Raw genomic sequence first — 14,301 nt, 5'->3', positions numbered from 1 at the left:
TCCCCAGTCCCCAGTCCCCAGTCCCCAATCACCTGTACCTAAGACAACGACATCACGCATAATTAATGTAATTATTATTTAGGTTTTCACCTGTACATCATGATGAGCGAACTGGAGCGGTATTATAGAGTATTAGATTTAGAGCCTGGAGCAACACTAGAAGAGATTAACCAGGCTTACAAAGATTTAGTGTTTGTTTGGCATCCTGATCGCTTACCTAAAGATAACCACCGCTTACAGCAAAAAGCCCAAGACAAGATTAAAGCCTTGAATGAGGCTCGTGAAAAATTACGTTCCCTAAAAGATCAACCTCAAACTGCAAATTATTCTAGACCTACTCAACCGAAAAAACCATCTTCGAGTTATTATCAACCCACACAAACAAATTACCAACCACCAAATCAAAATCCTGACTTGAGCGGCAAAGATTTTAGTCGCGCTAATTTGAGTAATAAAGACTTATCTGGCAGAAATTTGAGTTATGCTAATTTAAGCGGTTCTAATCTCAGTGATACTTTTATGCACAAAGTTAATCTTAGAGGTGCGGATTTGTCGGAAGCCAATTTATTTAGAGCTAACTTGTTGTTAGCAGATTTGAGAGAAGCAAATTTACGCTCGGCTAATTTGATTGGTGCGGATCTAAGTGGTGCTGACTTGCGGGGTGCTGACTTGACAGGTGCAAGGATTCGTTCAGGCGATCGCTTGCTGGTGAAATTAATCGGTGCTAACTTAACTGGGGCTATTATGCCTGATGGCGCAATTCATCGCTGAAATACCCTGCGTTAATGACAAAAGATGAAGAACTAAGTTAACCTTCCTGCAATATGGGAAACTTAGTAATATTCCTGATCCCATGAATTTATGAAAAAGAGTATCTTACGTTACAGAAATTTTCAAATGTTCTGATTGAAGCTACTTGAGGGGGTTGATATTTTGTCTCAAAAGGTATTTAGGTTTTGCTGTTTAAATTTTCAGGAAAAAGTTAATGAAAAATTAGCGACAGTTATTACTTAGAAACTCTTGTAATTAGCGATTTTGGCAAATTGAATTGGACAAGTAATTTAATTTTTCGTATTTAGATAGTCATGAATATAGCAATAATTGGATGTGGTTATGTTGGTTGTGCAGTTGCTCAATATTGGCAGCAAAATAAAAATTTTATTATCACTGCAACCACAACAAGTCCTGAAAGAGTCCCTGGACTACAAACAGTAGCTCAAAAAGTAGTAGTCACTAAAGGCAATGACTATGAATCTCTCAATTCTGTCTTAAAAAATCAAGATATCGTCTTGTTAAGCGTAGGCGCAAAAAGTGGAACTACTTATGAAGAAACTTATTTGGAAACTGCAAAAACTGTAGTTTCTATCCTCAAGCATTCTCCCAATATTCACCACTTGATATATACAAGTAGTTATTCTATTTATGGTGATAGAAATGGTGTTTGGGTAGATGAAGAAACACCACCAGCACCCCCTAATTTTAATGCTCAAATTCTCCGCAAAACTGAAGATGTGTTACTATCAGCAGAAAATGAAAGTCTGCGGGTTTGTATTTTGCGGTTAGGGGGAATTTATGGACAGGGTAGAGAACTGGTGAAAATATTTGGTAGGGTTGCTGGTACAACTCGTCCCGGTAAAGGTGAAGAAATCACAAATTGGGTGCATTTAGATGATATTGTTAGGGCTATAGAATTTGCTCGTCTACACCGCTTACAAGGTATTTATAATTTGGTCGATGATAGCCATCTCACCAGTCGAGAATTAATTGATAATGTCCTGACAAAACATAATTTACCGAATGTGATTTGGGATGCAACAAACAAGAGTAACCGCCAATATAATACCTGGGTGTCTAACCAAAAACTAAAAGATGCAGGATACGAATTTATTCATCCCCACATCATTTTTTAGCAACTATTGAATTTGATAATTATGCCGCCAATGTTAGCTAATTCCTCTACCATCTCCGCATCTCCTACCCAATTTTACAATTGGGGAAATTATCGTTGTGCTTATGAAGTACATCAACCGATAAATTCTGAAGTTTCAGGTGTGCCTTTATTATTAATCCATCCTATTGGTGTAGGATTATCAAGGCAGTTTTGGCAGCGTTTTTGCTGTGAATGGTATAATACAAATCATGGCAATATCATTTACCAACCGGATTTATTGGGATGTGGTGAAAGTGATACACCCAGGAAAGCTTATACACCAATTGATTGGGCAAAACAATTACAGCATTTTTTACAAAAAATCGTCCAAAAACCTGTAATTTTAATAGTGCAGGGTGCTTTATTTCCAGTAGCAATTGAATTAGTCAAATTAGAACCTAATTTAATTACTGGACTGGTACTTTCTGGACCAACATCTTGGAGTATAATTACCAAAAATGCACCTCAATGGCGACAAAAATTGCTGTGGTCTATTTTTGATTCACCCATAGGTAATGCGTTTTTTCGTTATGCACGTACTCGCAAATTTTTAGTTTCTTTTTCCACAGAAAGATTGTTTGCATCAGGTGATGCTGTTGATGAGGAATGGTTAAATACTTTAATAGCAGATGCTCAAAATATGGGTGGACGCTATGCTGTATTTTCTTTTTTGGCGAGATTTTGGCAACGGGATTATAGTCATGATATTGCAGCTATGCAAAAACCGACATTAGTAGTTTTTGGAGAGCAAGCATCAGCTATTAGTAAAGAAGGGAAAACAGATACAGCAGAAGCTAATTTAGCTAGTTATCTTTCTTGTTTACCCCAAGGAAAGGGAATAAAAATTAAGGGGAGAAATGTTTTACCCTATGAATCAACTGTTGATTTTGTGGCTGCAATATCGCCATTTATTCAAGTATTAAGTAGTTGATATTCATGCAGCAATAAATAAATAAATAAATAAATAATATATTCTTCAGTCCACGCAGGTGGACTTTGTTTTTATAGGAGTGAATTATATTCACCTTTATCTTTATGTTTACTAAAATTCATCAGCAAGTCTATAATATAATTATTAAACACCACCACAGGAGTCCGTATGACCCAGATATATGAGGGAGTACGCTGGACAAGCTCAGACCTTGAACTATTGCCAGATAACGGCAACCGTTATGAGATAATTAATGGAGAATTATTTGTGACAAGATCGCCACATTGGAAACATCAAAAAGCTGGCAACAATGTTTGTACAGAACTCACACTTTGGTCTAGAGAAACCGGTTTAGGAGAAGCTGCTACTGCTCCCGGTATTATTTTTACTGATGCTGATAATGTCATTCCTGATGTGGTTTGGGCAAGTAATGAAAGGTTAGCAACTTTATTAGATGATGATGGACATTTAACAGGTGCGCCAGAATTAGTCATTGAAGTGCTTTCTGCTGGTGTGGAAAATGAACGCCGAGATAAAGAAGTGAAATTAAAACTTTATGCTTCTAGAGGTGTGCAGGAATATTGGATAATGAATTGGCGATTACAACAAATAGAAGTTTATCGCAGAGAAAGGGCAATGTTAGTATTAGTAGAAACTCTGTTTGCTAATGATGATTTAATATCGCCTTTATTGCCTGGTTTTAGTTGTGTGGTAGGTAGTTTATTTAAGTAGAAAAATTCTTAAATTTAAAATTGAAGATTGAAAGACAATATTGCTGAAGCTCGCAAATTAAAACAAAGTCTTGAACAAGATATTGGATATAATGATCCAGAATTTGCCAGTGCAGATGTCCTGATTAGAAGAAGAGAGATTTTGGGTAGATGAAATATATTAAAAAGAATTTAGAACCATCAAGTTTTTCCAAGTGGAAAGCTCAAGAAAATGATGATTGGAAACCTAGTTGGAATAACTTTCAGAAACCTGAAAAAACTGATGTTCACAATGAATTATTAAAAGAACAAGGATATATATGTTGCTACTGTGGAGTTCGTATTACAGTAGAAGTTAGTCATATTGAACATTTTAAACCCCGTAGAGTAAATTTATGTCAGTTATAGCAGCTAAAACTTACGTAGAGTATCGGAACGATGGTTATTGGGTGGAAGGAACACGGATTTCTCTAGATTCGATTGTCTATGCTTTCCGAAAAGGCTTATCACCTGAAACTATCGTTCAATCTTTTCCTCTGCTAACGCTAGAACAGGTTTATGGAGGAATCACGTTTTATCTAGCTAACCGCGCTGAGATTGATGCTTACTTGGCAGATGAGGAAGCGGCTTTTGATGCTATGCCTCAACCATTACAAACCAGTGATCCTATTTTATATGACAAACTCAAGGCAGCGAAAACAGCAAGAGAGCAGATGAAATTGTGAATATTCGCTATCAAGCTGATGCTGATTTAAATCAGTCTATTGTAACGGGAGTTCTGCGACGAGAACCCAGCATTGATTTTCAAACTGCCTTTGTTGCTGGCTTAGAAGGTGTAAAAGATTCAGAAGTATTGGAAATGGCTGCACAGCAGGGGCGTATCCTTGTCAGCCATGATCGTAAAACAATGCCATCAGAGTTTGCACAGTTTATTACCAAGAAGCAAAGTACAGGCGTTATCATTGTTTCTCGTAAGTTACCGCTTGAAGTCATTATTGAGGAACTATTGCTAATTTGGGCAGTATCCAGTGCAGAAGAGTGGCTTAATCGGATTGCAAAATTACCCCTTTGAGGTAAGCTAAAAATGCTCATATAGCCCGGTTTTCAACAATTTTCAAATATATTTAACTAAACCAAGTAATTACAAAAAACAACTATGACACAACAACCCATACAAGTAATAGGCGGCGGACTTGCAGGAACAGAAGCAGCATGGCAAATAGCCCAAGCCGGCGTTCCTGTTATTCTCCATGAAATGCGCCCTAAACGCTTTAGTCCTGCCCATCATACCGAAAATTTAGCTGAGTTGGTATGTAGTAACTCCTTCGGTGCAATGGCCAGCGATCGCGCAGCAGGTTTATTACACGAAGAACTCCGTCAAATCGGTTCTATTATCATCTCTAAAGCTGATGAACACGCAGTACCCGCAGGAGGTGCTTTAGCAGTTGATAGGGGAGTATTTGGGGAAGACTTAACCCAAACTTTAGCAAATCATCCTTTAATTGATTTCCGCAGAGGTGAAGTTAAAGAAATCCCTGAAGGTATTGTAGTATTAGCTTCTGGACCTTTAACCAGCCCCGATTTATCCGCAGATTTACAGCGTTTTACGGGGATGGAATATCTTAATTTCTTTGATGCTGCAAGTCCAATTGTTTTAGGTGATTCTATTAATAAAGAGATCGCTTTTATGGCTTCCCGGTATGACAAAGGTGAAGCAGCTTATCTTAATTGTCCCATGAATAAAGAGCAGTATTTACAATTTTGGGAAGAACTACGTCAAGCAGAACAAACAGAATTAAAGGACTTTGAAAGAGAAACAGCGAAATTTTTTGAAGCTTGTTTACCAATAGAAGAAATGGCACAAAGAGGGGAAGATACTATGCGATATGGTCCCCTTAAACCAGTGGGTTTAACTGATAGTAGAACCGGAGATCGTAACTATGCGGTGGTGCAGTTGCGTCAAGAAGATAAAGCCGGTCAACTGTGGAATATGGTGGGTTTTCAAACTAACTTACGTTGGGGTGAACAAAAACGAGTTTTTAGAATGATTCCCGGTTTAGAAAATGCCGAGTTTGTCAGATTGGGAGTTATGCACCGCAACACTTTTCTAAATGCACCCCAATTAATGTTACCCACTTTGCAATTTAAAGCACGTCATACTTTATTAGCAGCAGGACAATTAATAGGAACAGAAGGTTATACTGCTGCATCTGCTGGTGGTTGGTTAGCGGGAACAAATGCAGCGAGAATAGCTTTAGGAAAAGAACCTTTAATATTACCAAATACTACCATGATGGGGTCTTTGTTTGAGTTTATCAGTTCTGCTGCACCTAAGCATTTTCAACCCATGCCACCTAATTTTGGTATTGTACCAGATTTGGGTGTGAAAATAAAAAGTAAACCCGAAAAATATGGACGTTATCGAGATAGATCCTTAGCAGATTTAGCAAGTTGGAAAACTGCAAACTTAGGATAAATTAAGATCCTCGATTTTTTTTGATATTGTCAATTAATGATATATTAATCATAGAAGTCGGGGTTCTAAGTAGCCTTTTGCATGAGTGCCTGGTTGGTGAGCGAAGTCGAACTATTGCCTCTTGCCTGCCTACACAGATAAATTCAGAAATCAAACCGGATGACTATATATAGCGTTTCCCAGTCTCATGAGGTGAGGTACACCCTAATTTATTTACTGTTAGCAATTCCCAATTCCCAATTCCCAATTCCCAATTCCCTTTAAGGCGGGGAGCGTCAAACCCTTAACTCTGCACAGCTTCTTAAATATCTTGTCAGATGGAAGCATTTTCCTAGTTGACACTTATCTATGATAAGAACAAAGATTGTAAATTACATTCAATTAAATGCTAACCCGGATCAAAGAGATAGCAAATAACCTTGCACCCCGCTTAGTAGAAATTCGTCGTCATATCCACTCACACCCAGAACTCAGCGGCCAAGAATATCAAACTGCTGCGTTTGTGGCTGGTGTTTTGTCTTCTAGTGGGTTGCACGTGGTAGAAGGGGTGGGTAAAACTGGTGTGATCGGCGAATTACACAGCACTCACCATGATGATAGGGTGTTGGCAATTCGCACTGATATGGATGCTTTGCCCATCCAAGAGCGTAGCGGTTTGGAATATGCTTCACGAACAGAAGGAGTGATGCACGCTTGTGGACATGATGTACATACTACGGTAGGTTTAGGTACAGCAATGGTAATGTCCCAAATAGCTGATGAGTTGGGTGGTAAAATCAGGTTTTTATTTCAACCAGCGGAAGAAATTGCCCAAGGTGCAAATTGGATGGTAGAAGATGGAGCAATGAATAATGTTGCTGCTATTTTAGGTGTTCATGTTTTTCCTTCTATTCCTGCTGGTTCTGTGGGTATTCGTTATGGGGCATTAACAGCAGCAGCAGACGATTTAGAAATTATGATTTTGGGTGAATCTGGACATGGGGCGCGTCCTCATGAAGCTGTGGACGCGATTTGGATTGCTTCACAAGTAATTACCGCATTGCAACAAGCTATTAGCCGTACTCAAAATCCTTTGCGTCCTGTGGTGTTGAGTATTGGTAAGATTAATGGCGGTAGAGCGGCGAATGTGATTGCGGATAAAGTACAGTTATTAGGTACGGTGCGATCGCTCCATCCTGAAACTCGCGCTCAGTTACCAAATTGGATCGAAAATATAGTTGCTAATGTTTGTAATTCCTATGATGCAAAATATCAAGTTAATTATCGTCAAGGTGTACCCAGTGTACAAAATGATTATACTTTGACACAATTATTGCAGTCATCAGCAGAAGAAGCTTGGAGTAGCGATCGCGTGCAAGTTTTACCCGAACCTTCCCTGGGTGCGGAAGATTTTTCTGTTTATTTGGATCACGCCCCTGGTTCGATGTTTCGTTTAGGTGTAGGCTATAAAGATAGAATCATCAATCATCCTTTACATCATCCTCAATTTGAAGTTGATGAATCTGCAATTATTACTGGAGTGGTGACATTAGCTTATGCAGCTTATAAATATTGGCAGTCTAAATAAATTACAGCGATAGCGATTATTTTTTAGATGTTAATTTACTGCATATCTCCCCATCTGGGGAGTAGTTTTTTATGAATATTTGTCATGAATAAATCTCATGAATAAATCTCATGAATAAATCTCATGAATAAATCTCATGAATAAATCTATTGCTACAGGTGAAGTTAGAGAAAATTCCTGCTATACTATTTTGATTACTCTTCTTCCGGTGTAGTTCGCAAATTTTTTGATGAATTAACCGCAAAGTACGCAAAGTACACAAAGGAAGAAAAGGAGTAATCTGTTAGAGATTTTAGCAAGAAGGGAGTAGTAGTAAGTTAAAAAATCTGGTTTTGGCTACTATTCATTAACTCAAGTTCTAAGATAGCTCAGAGCTTTCAATTTTCACATCAACTTCATCACTATGCCACCAATAGAATCTTTAGAATCTTCATCGTCTCAACCTATTAGTAATAACTGGTACTTGTTGAATGTTCGTTCTAAAAAACGGCAATCATTTTTAAAATTTTTGAATCTGGCAATAGCGCAAAATAACCTACAAGAATTATTTGTAGATATAAAAGTTCCCGAAGATACAGTATATGAAGATATTGTTTTACTGAATTTAAGTAATTTTAAAACAGCCTATTCTTTTTTAAAGGAAGTTGAGTTTTTCCAGAATATAGAACGCAAACCTTTACAGTCTGCACAAGTGAATCGAATGTTAGGAATAAGATGAATTAGTACAGAATTGAGGAGTAGGGGTTTAGCATTGCTAAACCCTTACAATATGAAGCAGTAAGCAACTCTAGACAGCGGCTTCTGTTCTAGTTTCTCCGCCCATTCTTTCTTGAATTCTGCTCTTAGCGGCTTTGAATTGTCTAGCTAATTCCTCACTTTCTCTGCTACTCATGTTATTACGAATAGCTGCAAACATTGTGCTTTCTTCTTGACGAATATGATCGCCAATTTGATCCCAAATTTGTCTGAGTCTGTCTTTAAATTGTGGTGTAGCAGGGCTAATACCTCTTAATTCTTCAAACCAAGGACCCCAGCGAGCTTGTTCATCATATAATTCTTGGGTGTTAGCTTCACCATAAAAAGGACGAACTCGCGGATAAACTACTTCTTCTTCCGCACCTGCATGGGCGCTCAAATCTTTATAAATTTGTCCAAAATATTCTTGAATTTTTTGCGGATCATTGCTTTGCATTAATTCTGTAAACAAGATATTTACCTTATTGTGATCCATACGTAAAACATCTTGGATATTCATATCTTGCTTATCAGAAGTTTGGGTGACAGCACTACCCACAGCACCACTAATAGCGGCGATCGCATCTTGAACTCTTGCCCAAATTCCTTGATCTGCATCTTGTCCTGTTAGTTCCCGCACTCCTAAAATTTCTAAACTTCCTTTCAGTTGTTCTTGATGTGCGCGGTTTTCAAAATTGATAGTATTTAAAGGTCCAATTGCTGCCATCACATCAGCACCAACTTTCTGGGCAGCTTTATGAATTGTCAAACCATTCATTACTTGTTGATGCTTCAATAACTCATGTTGAAATACTTTTTCAAAGAAACTTAATTCATTACCTTGCATTAATTTGCGAACTTTTGCCACCATTTCTTGTACTGTAGATTCTGCATTTTTTTGAATGCCATATTGAACTACTACAGTATCAAGAATACCTTGATTTTTGCGGTCATCATCTAGCATTTTGCGGAGATTATTAGCAATTTCACCATCACTACATTCTCTTAAAAATCTTTCTTCATTATCAATAATTAACTGTTGCAGTAATTTCATATCTGCCAATTTTACTGCAATCGCATTTCGTTTGGTATCATCTAAAGTGGCTACCATGTTGAGTTCTCCTAGCTAAAGTAATCGCAAGTAATCGTATTTATTACCAATCCCAGGTTCGCATAATCACTAGATATTTTCCATCTTTCTTTTGAACGATTACATTCTTAACTCTGGATAGAAAAACTGGATATATAGCAGGAGTCAGAAGTCAGATGTAGGGGCAAACTCCCTGTGGTTGCCCTCTTTGTTTTAGCCATTGCTATTATAAACCCTTTAAATGTTGTGATTGAAACAGAAATAAACACCACAAATATCTGTTAATTATGTCTGCTTCTACTGTAAGTTATATAATTATAGATTTTTTATTCCATCCCTAGATAGATAAATTTTTATGCTCAATTTTCTAGATTTGCTCAAAGATAGTTAATTAGTAAATTATAGTAAATTATAAAAATTATAATAAATTAAGTGAGTACGTGATTATGTCAGAAAATCCAGGTTGGGGAGAAAATGTTGAGAAAATTCCTACTGCTGAATAATAGGAGATGAAAAGATGGCAACTACAGAACCAAATTCTACACCATTTCCCAATTTACCACCAATTATTGAAAGCGATGATCGAGAATATTTAGATAGTGGTGTACCCAGCACAGTATCCATAGCTGGACATCCTTTACATCCTTTGAGTATAATTTTTCCCATAGCTTTTTTAGCCGCAGCTTTAGGTAGTGATTTTGGTTATTGGTTAACGCGAGATTATTTTTGGGCTAGGGCTTCAGTGTGGTTAATTGGATTAGGTTTAGTTACTGGTATTATCGCTTCAGTTATTGGCATGAGTGACTTTTTACAAATAGAAAGAGTCCGCAAACGTGCCGCAGGTTGGGCGCATTTAATTCTGAATATTTCTATCCTGATTTTCACAACTTTGAATTTTATTATTCGTTGGGGTGATGCGGAATCAAATTTACTACCTTGGGGTTTATTACTATCATTAATTGTGGGAACTTTAACCAGCATTACCGGGTGGTTTGGTGCTGAACTTTCCTATCGTCATAAAATTGGTGTCGTGGGTGCGGGTAGTAAAATATATCCATAGTCATGGAATTTGAGATTTTGGATTTTAGATTTTGGATTTTGGATTTTAGATTTTGGATTGGTATAAATCAGCAATTGCGTTATCTTAATTCATGAAGGTTAAAAAAGTGCATCTTTCATGAAAGGAAAACAAGTTTTACTTACAGGTGGTACTGGTGGACTAGGTTTAGGTGTCACACCCGCAGTTTTAGCCCAAGGTGCTGATGTTACTATTCCTTATCGTAGTCTTAAAGATGTGGAAAGACTCAAAGGAATTTTATCACCAGCGGATATTGCCAGAATTAAATTTATTCCGGCTAATTTACAAGATGAAGCATCTGTAAAACAAGTCATCAATAGCATGATGCGAGTAGATGTTTTAATTCATTTGGTGGGTGGTTTTTCAATGGGAAAAACTCATGAATACAGCTTTGATAGTTGGAAGCATGAATTTGAATTAAATCTCAATACTACTTTTTTGACTTGTAAATATAGCCTGAAAAGAATGTTAGAAAATGGCTATGGGCGCATTGTAACTGTGGGTTCTCGTGCTAGTGTAGAACCTGCGGGACAATTAGCGGCCTATTCTGCGGCTAAAGCTGGTGTGATAGCATTAACTAAGGCTATAGCCGATGAAACAAAAGGAACTAACATCACTGCAAATACTGTCCTTCCCAGTGTCATTGATACCCCCACCAACCGGGAAGCGATGGGTGCAGAAAACGCGGATAAATGGGTAAAACCGGAGTCTATTGCTGAGGTAATTTGTTTTTTAGCTTCGGAAGCTGCTAAGGATGTACGTGGTGCTGCTATTCCTGTTTATGGGAATGTTTGATAATTGAATTATAGATTTCATTTTATTTGATAAATGCTCATTCAGATTAATAACTGGATGGGTATTTTTTTATGGTTAAGAAAATTGTCATAATCAGGATTTCCAGGATTTAAGGATTAACAGGATTACAACTAGGATTTTATGATCAATTACCCATTAACAGCTTCAATTAAATGACCATAAATTTAGGTAAAAATGTCTATTTATTAAATTGCTATTGTCTAAAAAAAGATTGGTTATTTTACACTAATATGTTAAAATCTAGAATGAACTTTAATCAGGTAATCAACGATGACACAATCTACACCCGAAAGAGTTGTACGGCGTGGTCGAGTATTTCCCGAAATTCAATGGACAGAAGAAAGAAAAGCTCAAGAAAAAGCTAGAAGACAGGCTTTTTATGAACGTTGTTGGGTAATTTTTGAGCGTTTAAAACCAGAGATATTAGATAAATACTATGGTTGGTACATAGCCATTGAACCTGATAGCGGCGATTATTTTATTGATCAAGATAAAGAAGTAGCCAGTAACATGGCCAGAGAAAAATATCCTCATGTCATTCATCATATTTTTGGCATTAATGAAACAGGAGTTAGTGGCAGAATATGATTGAGGGGAGATTTGGAGAAAATGGACAAGTTTATTTTGAAATTGATTTAATTGGTGGGGATGATCTCAGTTTTCCTGTAGAAACAATTTTGGATACAGGATTTACTGAGTTTTTAGCTATGAATAAACAAGATATAGAAAGTCTTGATTGGACTTTTTTAAATCAAGATAAGTTAAGAACGGCTCAAGGAGAAACTGATTTTGATGTTTATTTGGGTAGGGTAATAATAGATAGTCAAGAGTTTGAAATTCCTGTATTTGCTGGAGATGAGATACAGGAAATTTTATTAGGTTCTCGATGGCTGAAGTCGTTTGTTTGAGTCGCTAATTATGCTGAAGATAGGGTAAGTTTTGAATTGATTTAATAAATGCAGGGGCGATACACCTGGAAAAGCGATCGCCCACCAGCCCAAAATATTACACTAAAACCCTAACGCTTCACCGGTGTACCACAGGGATAAGTCGCTACTTCCTCCCCACCTTCCTTAACTACTGGTTTATCCTTCGCTGCTAAATAATCTTTTTGCAAAGTATCTAACAACTCTCCCCGTCTATCATACAACCGCTTTAAAGGACGAGATTCGCACTGATTTAACACATAAGCCGTTACCAAAGGCAGCGCAATGGTACTATCGGTATAACAAACGATCGCGCTGGGTAACTCATCCGGGTCAATTTTACCCCAACTCACTGCTTCTGCTGGAGTTGCACCGGATAAACCGCCTGTATCTGGACGTGCATCGGTAAACTGGACAAAGAAATCATGTCCTCTTTCTTCTAATCCTAAAACCTCGTGAATTTGCGGTTGGGTTTGTAATAAAAAGTTCTTAGGACTGCCGCCACCAAGAATTACAGCCGCGCTTTTACCGTCTGTTTCCCGTGCAGCATAGGCGATCGCCGCAGTTTCATTCACGTCAATAGCTGGATCTAACACCAACTTAGAACCCTCTAACGCCAAAGCTGCCACATTCATCCCTATAGAACTATCACCAGGAGAAGAAGTATAAATCGGTACGCCATATTCATAAGCTGTAGCTAACAAACAGGAATGTTGTACACCTAATTGTTTTTCTACTTCCCGCACATATTTACCCAGCAAATAATGAAATTCAGCCGTTCCCATCCGCTTTTGAAAAGGTTCAGCTTGCAAAATTTTACGGATAAAAGCGTCGGTTTCTAATAAAACATCATAGCCAAAAATAATGTCATAAATACGGATTGTTCCCTCTTCCCGTAGTTTGACATCATCTAAAAACGGACTACCCGCAAACAATTCAAAACCTAAACCATAGTGCATATCATGGTAAAGATTTGCACCAGTGCTGATCATCCAGTCAATGCAACCATGACGAATTAAAGGCGCTAAGGCGGAAACTCCAAAACCTGCTGGTGTCAAAGCACCGGAAAGACTCACCCCCACAGTGACACCAGGTTGAAAGATATCCTGAGTTAGCAGTTGACAAGCTTCTCGTAACCGGGCAGAGTTGTAAGCGGTGAAGTAATTGTTAATTAAATCAACCACACTAATGTCGGCTGACATGGGTATGGGTGCAATTTTTTTACCTGGTTTTTTTGACATTTTTGAGAAATCCTGAAGAGTAAATACACTGAATGTCATGTTATCGCATTCAAATCTAAGGAAGTTGCTAAAATTTTATGTAGCGATATAAATTAGAGTCCATTTTCAAGAGAATACTTCAGGAATCATTCTTTGTATTTCTATGGGAGTAAATCCAAAGGTATATCTCAACCAGTATTTGCTATTATTAAACATAACTAACTTGTTATTAATTATGGCACAAGCGTTAGTGAATCTATCTGAAGGAATTACATCTCAACCCCCACCATTGGAATTTACCACTGATGGCGTGATTAGGATAGGCAAAACTCGTGTAACACTAGATACGGTAATTGCTGTTTTTAAACAAGGAACAACAGCAGAGGAAATTGCTTACCGTTATCCATCCCTTAAACTTGCTAATATCTATGCTACCATTGCCTTCTACCTCAATCATCAACAAGAAGTGGAAGTGTATCTACAGCAAAGACAGCAACAAGCACAGGAAATTCGTAAAATAAATGAGGCAAGATTTGATTCCCAAGGGTTGCGTGATAGATAGATTGTTGGCGCGGAAAGCAGAACGGGAAGTATGTTGAAACTGCTTGCTGACGAAAATTTTGATAATACTATTGTGAGCTTGTCCTAAGTTGACAATTTAATAGACAAACCTGTACACTAATAGACAAACATAAGAGTGACTTTATGTTTAAACCTCATGAATTTGCTAAAAAAATCGGAGTTTCAGTCAAGACCTTGCAAAGATGGGATGTTGAAGGAAGACTTCCAGCCAAAAGAACATTGTCGGGGCATCGTTTTTAT

19 protein-coding genes are annotated in these 14,301 nt (G+C 37.6%); 17 read left to right on the top strand and 2 right to left on the bottom strand.

Annotation, left to right across the window (positions count from 1 at the left end):
* The first annotated feature begins 102 nt into the window (after positions 1-102).
* From PN497_RS06910 to PN497_RS06860, 11 genes are all read left to right on the top strand, one after another.
* Positions 103-771 carry a pentapeptide repeat-containing protein gene (locus PN497_RS06910; protein WP_096565953.1) on the top strand — a complete coding sequence of 223 codons (669 nt, stop codon included), beginning with the start codon at positions 103-105 and terminating at the stop codon, positions 769-771.
* A 314-nt stretch (positions 772-1,085) separates the two neighbouring features.
* Positions 1,086-1,910, top strand: a complete 825-nt coding sequence (locus tag PN497_RS06905; RefSeq protein ID WP_096565951.1) for an SDR family oxidoreductase — start codon at positions 1,086-1,088, stop codon at positions 1,908-1,910.
* Positions 1,911-1,940: 30 nt separating this feature from the next.
* The gene (locus tag PN497_RS06900) at positions 1,941-2,861 is read left to right on the top strand and encodes an alpha/beta fold hydrolase (protein WP_096565949.1); all 921 of its coding nucleotides are present in this window, start codon (positions 1,941-1,943) and stop codon (positions 2,859-2,861) included.
* Between the two features lie 168 nt (positions 2,862-3,029).
* A complete protein-coding gene (locus PN497_RS06895) occupies positions 3,030-3,593 on the top strand; it encodes a Uma2 family endonuclease (protein ID WP_096565947.1) in 564 nt (187 codons plus the stop codon).
* A 27-nt stretch (positions 3,594-3,620) separates the two neighbouring features.
* The gene (locus tag PN497_RS06890; RefSeq protein ID WP_272109841.1) at positions 3,621-3,746 is read left to right on the top strand and encodes a hypothetical protein; all 126 of its coding nucleotides are present in this window, start codon (positions 3,621-3,623) and stop codon (positions 3,744-3,746) included.
* Positions 3,743-3,979 (top strand): retron system putative HNH endonuclease, encoded by a 237-nt coding sequence (locus tag PN497_RS06885; RefSeq protein ID WP_272109840.1) that lies wholly within the window; start codon positions 3,743-3,745, stop codon positions 3,977-3,979. The genes PN497_RS06890 and PN497_RS06885 overlap by 4 nt, the downstream gene beginning before the upstream one ends.
* Entirely contained in the window at positions 3,967-4,296 is a 330-nt protein-coding gene (locus PN497_RS06880) for a DUF433 domain-containing protein (RefSeq protein WP_096565945.1), read from the top strand. Before PN497_RS06885 ends, PN497_RS06880 begins: the two co-directional genes overlap by 13 nt.
* On the top strand, positions 4,293-4,643 hold the full coding sequence (locus PN497_RS06875; protein WP_272109839.1) for a DUF5615 family PIN-like protein: 351 nt from the start codon (positions 4,293-4,295) through the stop codon (positions 4,641-4,643). The genes PN497_RS06880 and PN497_RS06875 overlap by 4 nt, the downstream gene beginning before the upstream one ends.
* 84 nt (positions 4,644-4,727) lie before the next feature.
* Entirely contained in the window at positions 4,728-6,047 is a 1,320-nt protein-coding gene (gene trmFO / locus PN497_RS06870) for an FADH(2)-oxidizing methylenetetrahydrofolate--tRNA-(uracil(54)-C(5))-methyltransferase TrmFO (RefSeq protein ID WP_096565941.1), read from the top strand.
* A 385-nt stretch (positions 6,048-6,432) separates the two neighbouring features.
* On the top strand, positions 6,433-7,614 hold the full coding sequence (locus tag PN497_RS06865) for a M20 family metallopeptidase (protein ID WP_096565939.1): 1,182 nt from the start codon (positions 6,433-6,435) through the stop codon (positions 7,612-7,614).
* Positions 7,615-8,017: 403 nt separating this feature from the next.
* A complete protein-coding gene (locus PN497_RS06860; protein WP_096565937.1) occupies positions 8,018-8,332 on the top strand; it encodes a chromosome segregation ATPase in 315 nt (104 codons plus the stop codon).
* Between the two features lie 69 nt (positions 8,333-8,401).
* Here the strand turns inward: PN497_RS06860 and PN497_RS06855 are convergent, their stop codons facing one another.
* Entirely contained in the window at positions 8,402-9,460 is a 1,059-nt protein-coding gene (locus PN497_RS06855; RefSeq protein ID WP_096565936.1) for a hemerythrin domain-containing protein, read from the bottom strand.
* A 496-nt stretch (positions 9,461-9,956) separates the two neighbouring features.
* On the opposite strand from PN497_RS06855, the gene PN497_RS06850 reads away from it, so the two are divergent.
* From PN497_RS06850 to PN497_RS06835, 4 genes are all read left to right on the top strand, one after another.
* Entirely contained in the window at positions 9,957-10,499 is a 543-nt protein-coding gene (locus PN497_RS06850; RefSeq protein ID WP_096565934.1) for a DUF2231 domain-containing protein, read from the top strand.
* 117 nt (positions 10,500-10,616) lie between these two features.
* Complete coding sequence (gene fabG, locus PN497_RS06845; protein ID WP_096565932.1) at positions 10,617-11,312, top strand: 3-oxoacyl-ACP reductase FabG; 696 nt, start codon at positions 10,617-10,619, stop codon at positions 11,310-11,312.
* Positions 11,313-11,603: 291 nt separating this feature from the next.
* Positions 11,604-11,921, top strand: coding sequence for a hypothetical protein (locus PN497_RS06840; protein ID WP_096565930.1), 318 nt, complete (start codon positions 11,604-11,606; stop codon positions 11,919-11,921).
* Positions 11,918-12,241, top strand: a complete 324-nt coding sequence (locus PN497_RS06835; RefSeq protein ID WP_096565928.1) for an aspartyl protease — start codon at positions 11,918-11,920, stop codon at positions 12,239-12,241. The genes PN497_RS06840 and PN497_RS06835 overlap by 4 nt, the downstream gene beginning before the upstream one ends.
* Positions 12,242-12,351: 110 nt before the next feature.
* Here PN497_RS06835 and PN497_RS06830 read toward each other — a convergent pair whose 3' ends face one another.
* Positions 12,352-13,500 carry a homospermidine biosynthesis protein gene (locus tag PN497_RS06830; RefSeq protein WP_096565926.1) on the bottom strand — a complete coding sequence of 383 codons (1,149 nt, stop codon included), beginning with the start codon at positions 13,498-13,500 and terminating at the stop codon, positions 12,352-12,354.
* 214 nt (positions 13,501-13,714) lie between these two features.
* On the opposite strand from PN497_RS06830, the gene PN497_RS06825 reads away from it, so the two are divergent.
* Both PN497_RS06825 and PN497_RS06820 read left to right on the top strand, forming a co-directional pair.
* The gene (locus PN497_RS06825; RefSeq protein WP_272109837.1) at positions 13,715-14,041 is read left to right on the top strand and encodes a DUF433 domain-containing protein; all 327 of its coding nucleotides are present in this window, start codon (positions 13,715-13,717) and stop codon (positions 14,039-14,041) included.
* A 143-nt stretch (positions 14,042-14,184) separates the two neighbouring features.
* On the top strand, positions 14,185-14,301 hold a 117-nt coding region (locus tag PN497_RS06820), incomplete at its 3' end, for a MerR family DNA-binding transcriptional regulator (RefSeq protein ID WP_190348803.1).

Source organism: Sphaerospermopsis kisseleviana CS-549 (genome assembly GCF_028329225.1).
In the GTDB taxonomy this organism is placed as follows: domain Bacteria; phylum Cyanobacteriota; class Cyanobacteriia; order Cyanobacteriales; family Nostocaceae; genus Sphaerospermopsis; species Sphaerospermopsis kisseleviana.
Note: the sequence above shows the minus strand (reverse complement) of the source record. Positions and strands in the feature narration are given on the sequence as shown.

Excerpts from the sequence above, each read along its gene's own strand:
- PN497_RS06865 (WP_096565939.1), top strand. The coding sequence starts at position 6,433 with ATGCTAACCCGGATCAAAGAGATAGCAAATAACCTTGCACCCCGCTTA.
- PN497_RS06840 (WP_096565930.1), top strand. The coding sequence starts at position 11,604 with ATGACACAATCTACACCCGAAAGAGTTGTACGGCGTGGTCGAGTATTT.
- trmFO (WP_096565941.1), top strand. The coding sequence starts at position 4,728 with ATGACACAACAACCCATACAAGTAATAGGCGGCGGACTTGCAGGAACA.
- PN497_RS06895 (WP_096565947.1), top strand. The coding sequence starts at position 3,030 with ATGACCCAGATATATGAGGGAGTACGCTGGACAAGCTCAGACCTTGAA.
- PN497_RS06880 (WP_096565945.1), top strand. The coding sequence starts at position 3,967 with ATGTCAGTTATAGCAGCTAAAACTTACGTAGAGTATCGGAACGATGGT.
- PN497_RS06900 (WP_096565949.1), top strand. The coding sequence starts at position 1,941 with ATGTTAGCTAATTCCTCTACCATCTCCGCATCTCCTACCCAATTTTAC.
- PN497_RS06885 (WP_272109840.1), top strand. The coding sequence starts at position 3,743 with ATGAAATATATTAAAAAGAATTTAGAACCATCAAGTTTTTCCAAGTGG.
- PN497_RS06850 (WP_096565934.1), top strand. The coding sequence starts at position 9,957 with ATGGCAACTACAGAACCAAATTCTACACCATTTCCCAATTTACCACCA.
- PN497_RS06910 (WP_096565953.1), top strand. The coding sequence starts at position 103 with ATGAGCGAACTGGAGCGGTATTATAGAGTATTAGATTTAGAGCCTGGA.
- PN497_RS06830 (WP_096565926.1), bottom strand. The coding sequence starts at position 13,500 with ATGTCAAAAAAACCAGGTAAAAAAATTGCACCCATACCCATGTCAGCC.
- PN497_RS06855 (WP_096565936.1), bottom strand. The coding sequence starts at position 9,460 with ATGGTAGCCACTTTAGATGATACCAAACGAAATGCGATTGCAGTAAAA.
- PN497_RS06825 (WP_272109837.1), top strand. The coding sequence starts at position 13,715 with ATGGCACAAGCGTTAGTGAATCTATCTGAAGGAATTACATCTCAACCC.
- fabG (WP_096565932.1), top strand. The coding sequence starts at position 10,617 with ATGAAAGGAAAACAAGTTTTACTTACAGGTGGTACTGGTGGACTAGGT.
- PN497_RS06835 (WP_096565928.1), top strand. The coding sequence starts at position 11,918 with ATGATTGAGGGGAGATTTGGAGAAAATGGACAAGTTTATTTTGAAATT.
- PN497_RS06905 (WP_096565951.1), top strand. The coding sequence starts at position 1,086 with ATGAATATAGCAATAATTGGATGTGGTTATGTTGGTTGTGCAGTTGCT.
- PN497_RS06860 (WP_096565937.1), top strand. The coding sequence starts at position 8,018 with ATGCCACCAATAGAATCTTTAGAATCTTCATCGTCTCAACCTATTAGT.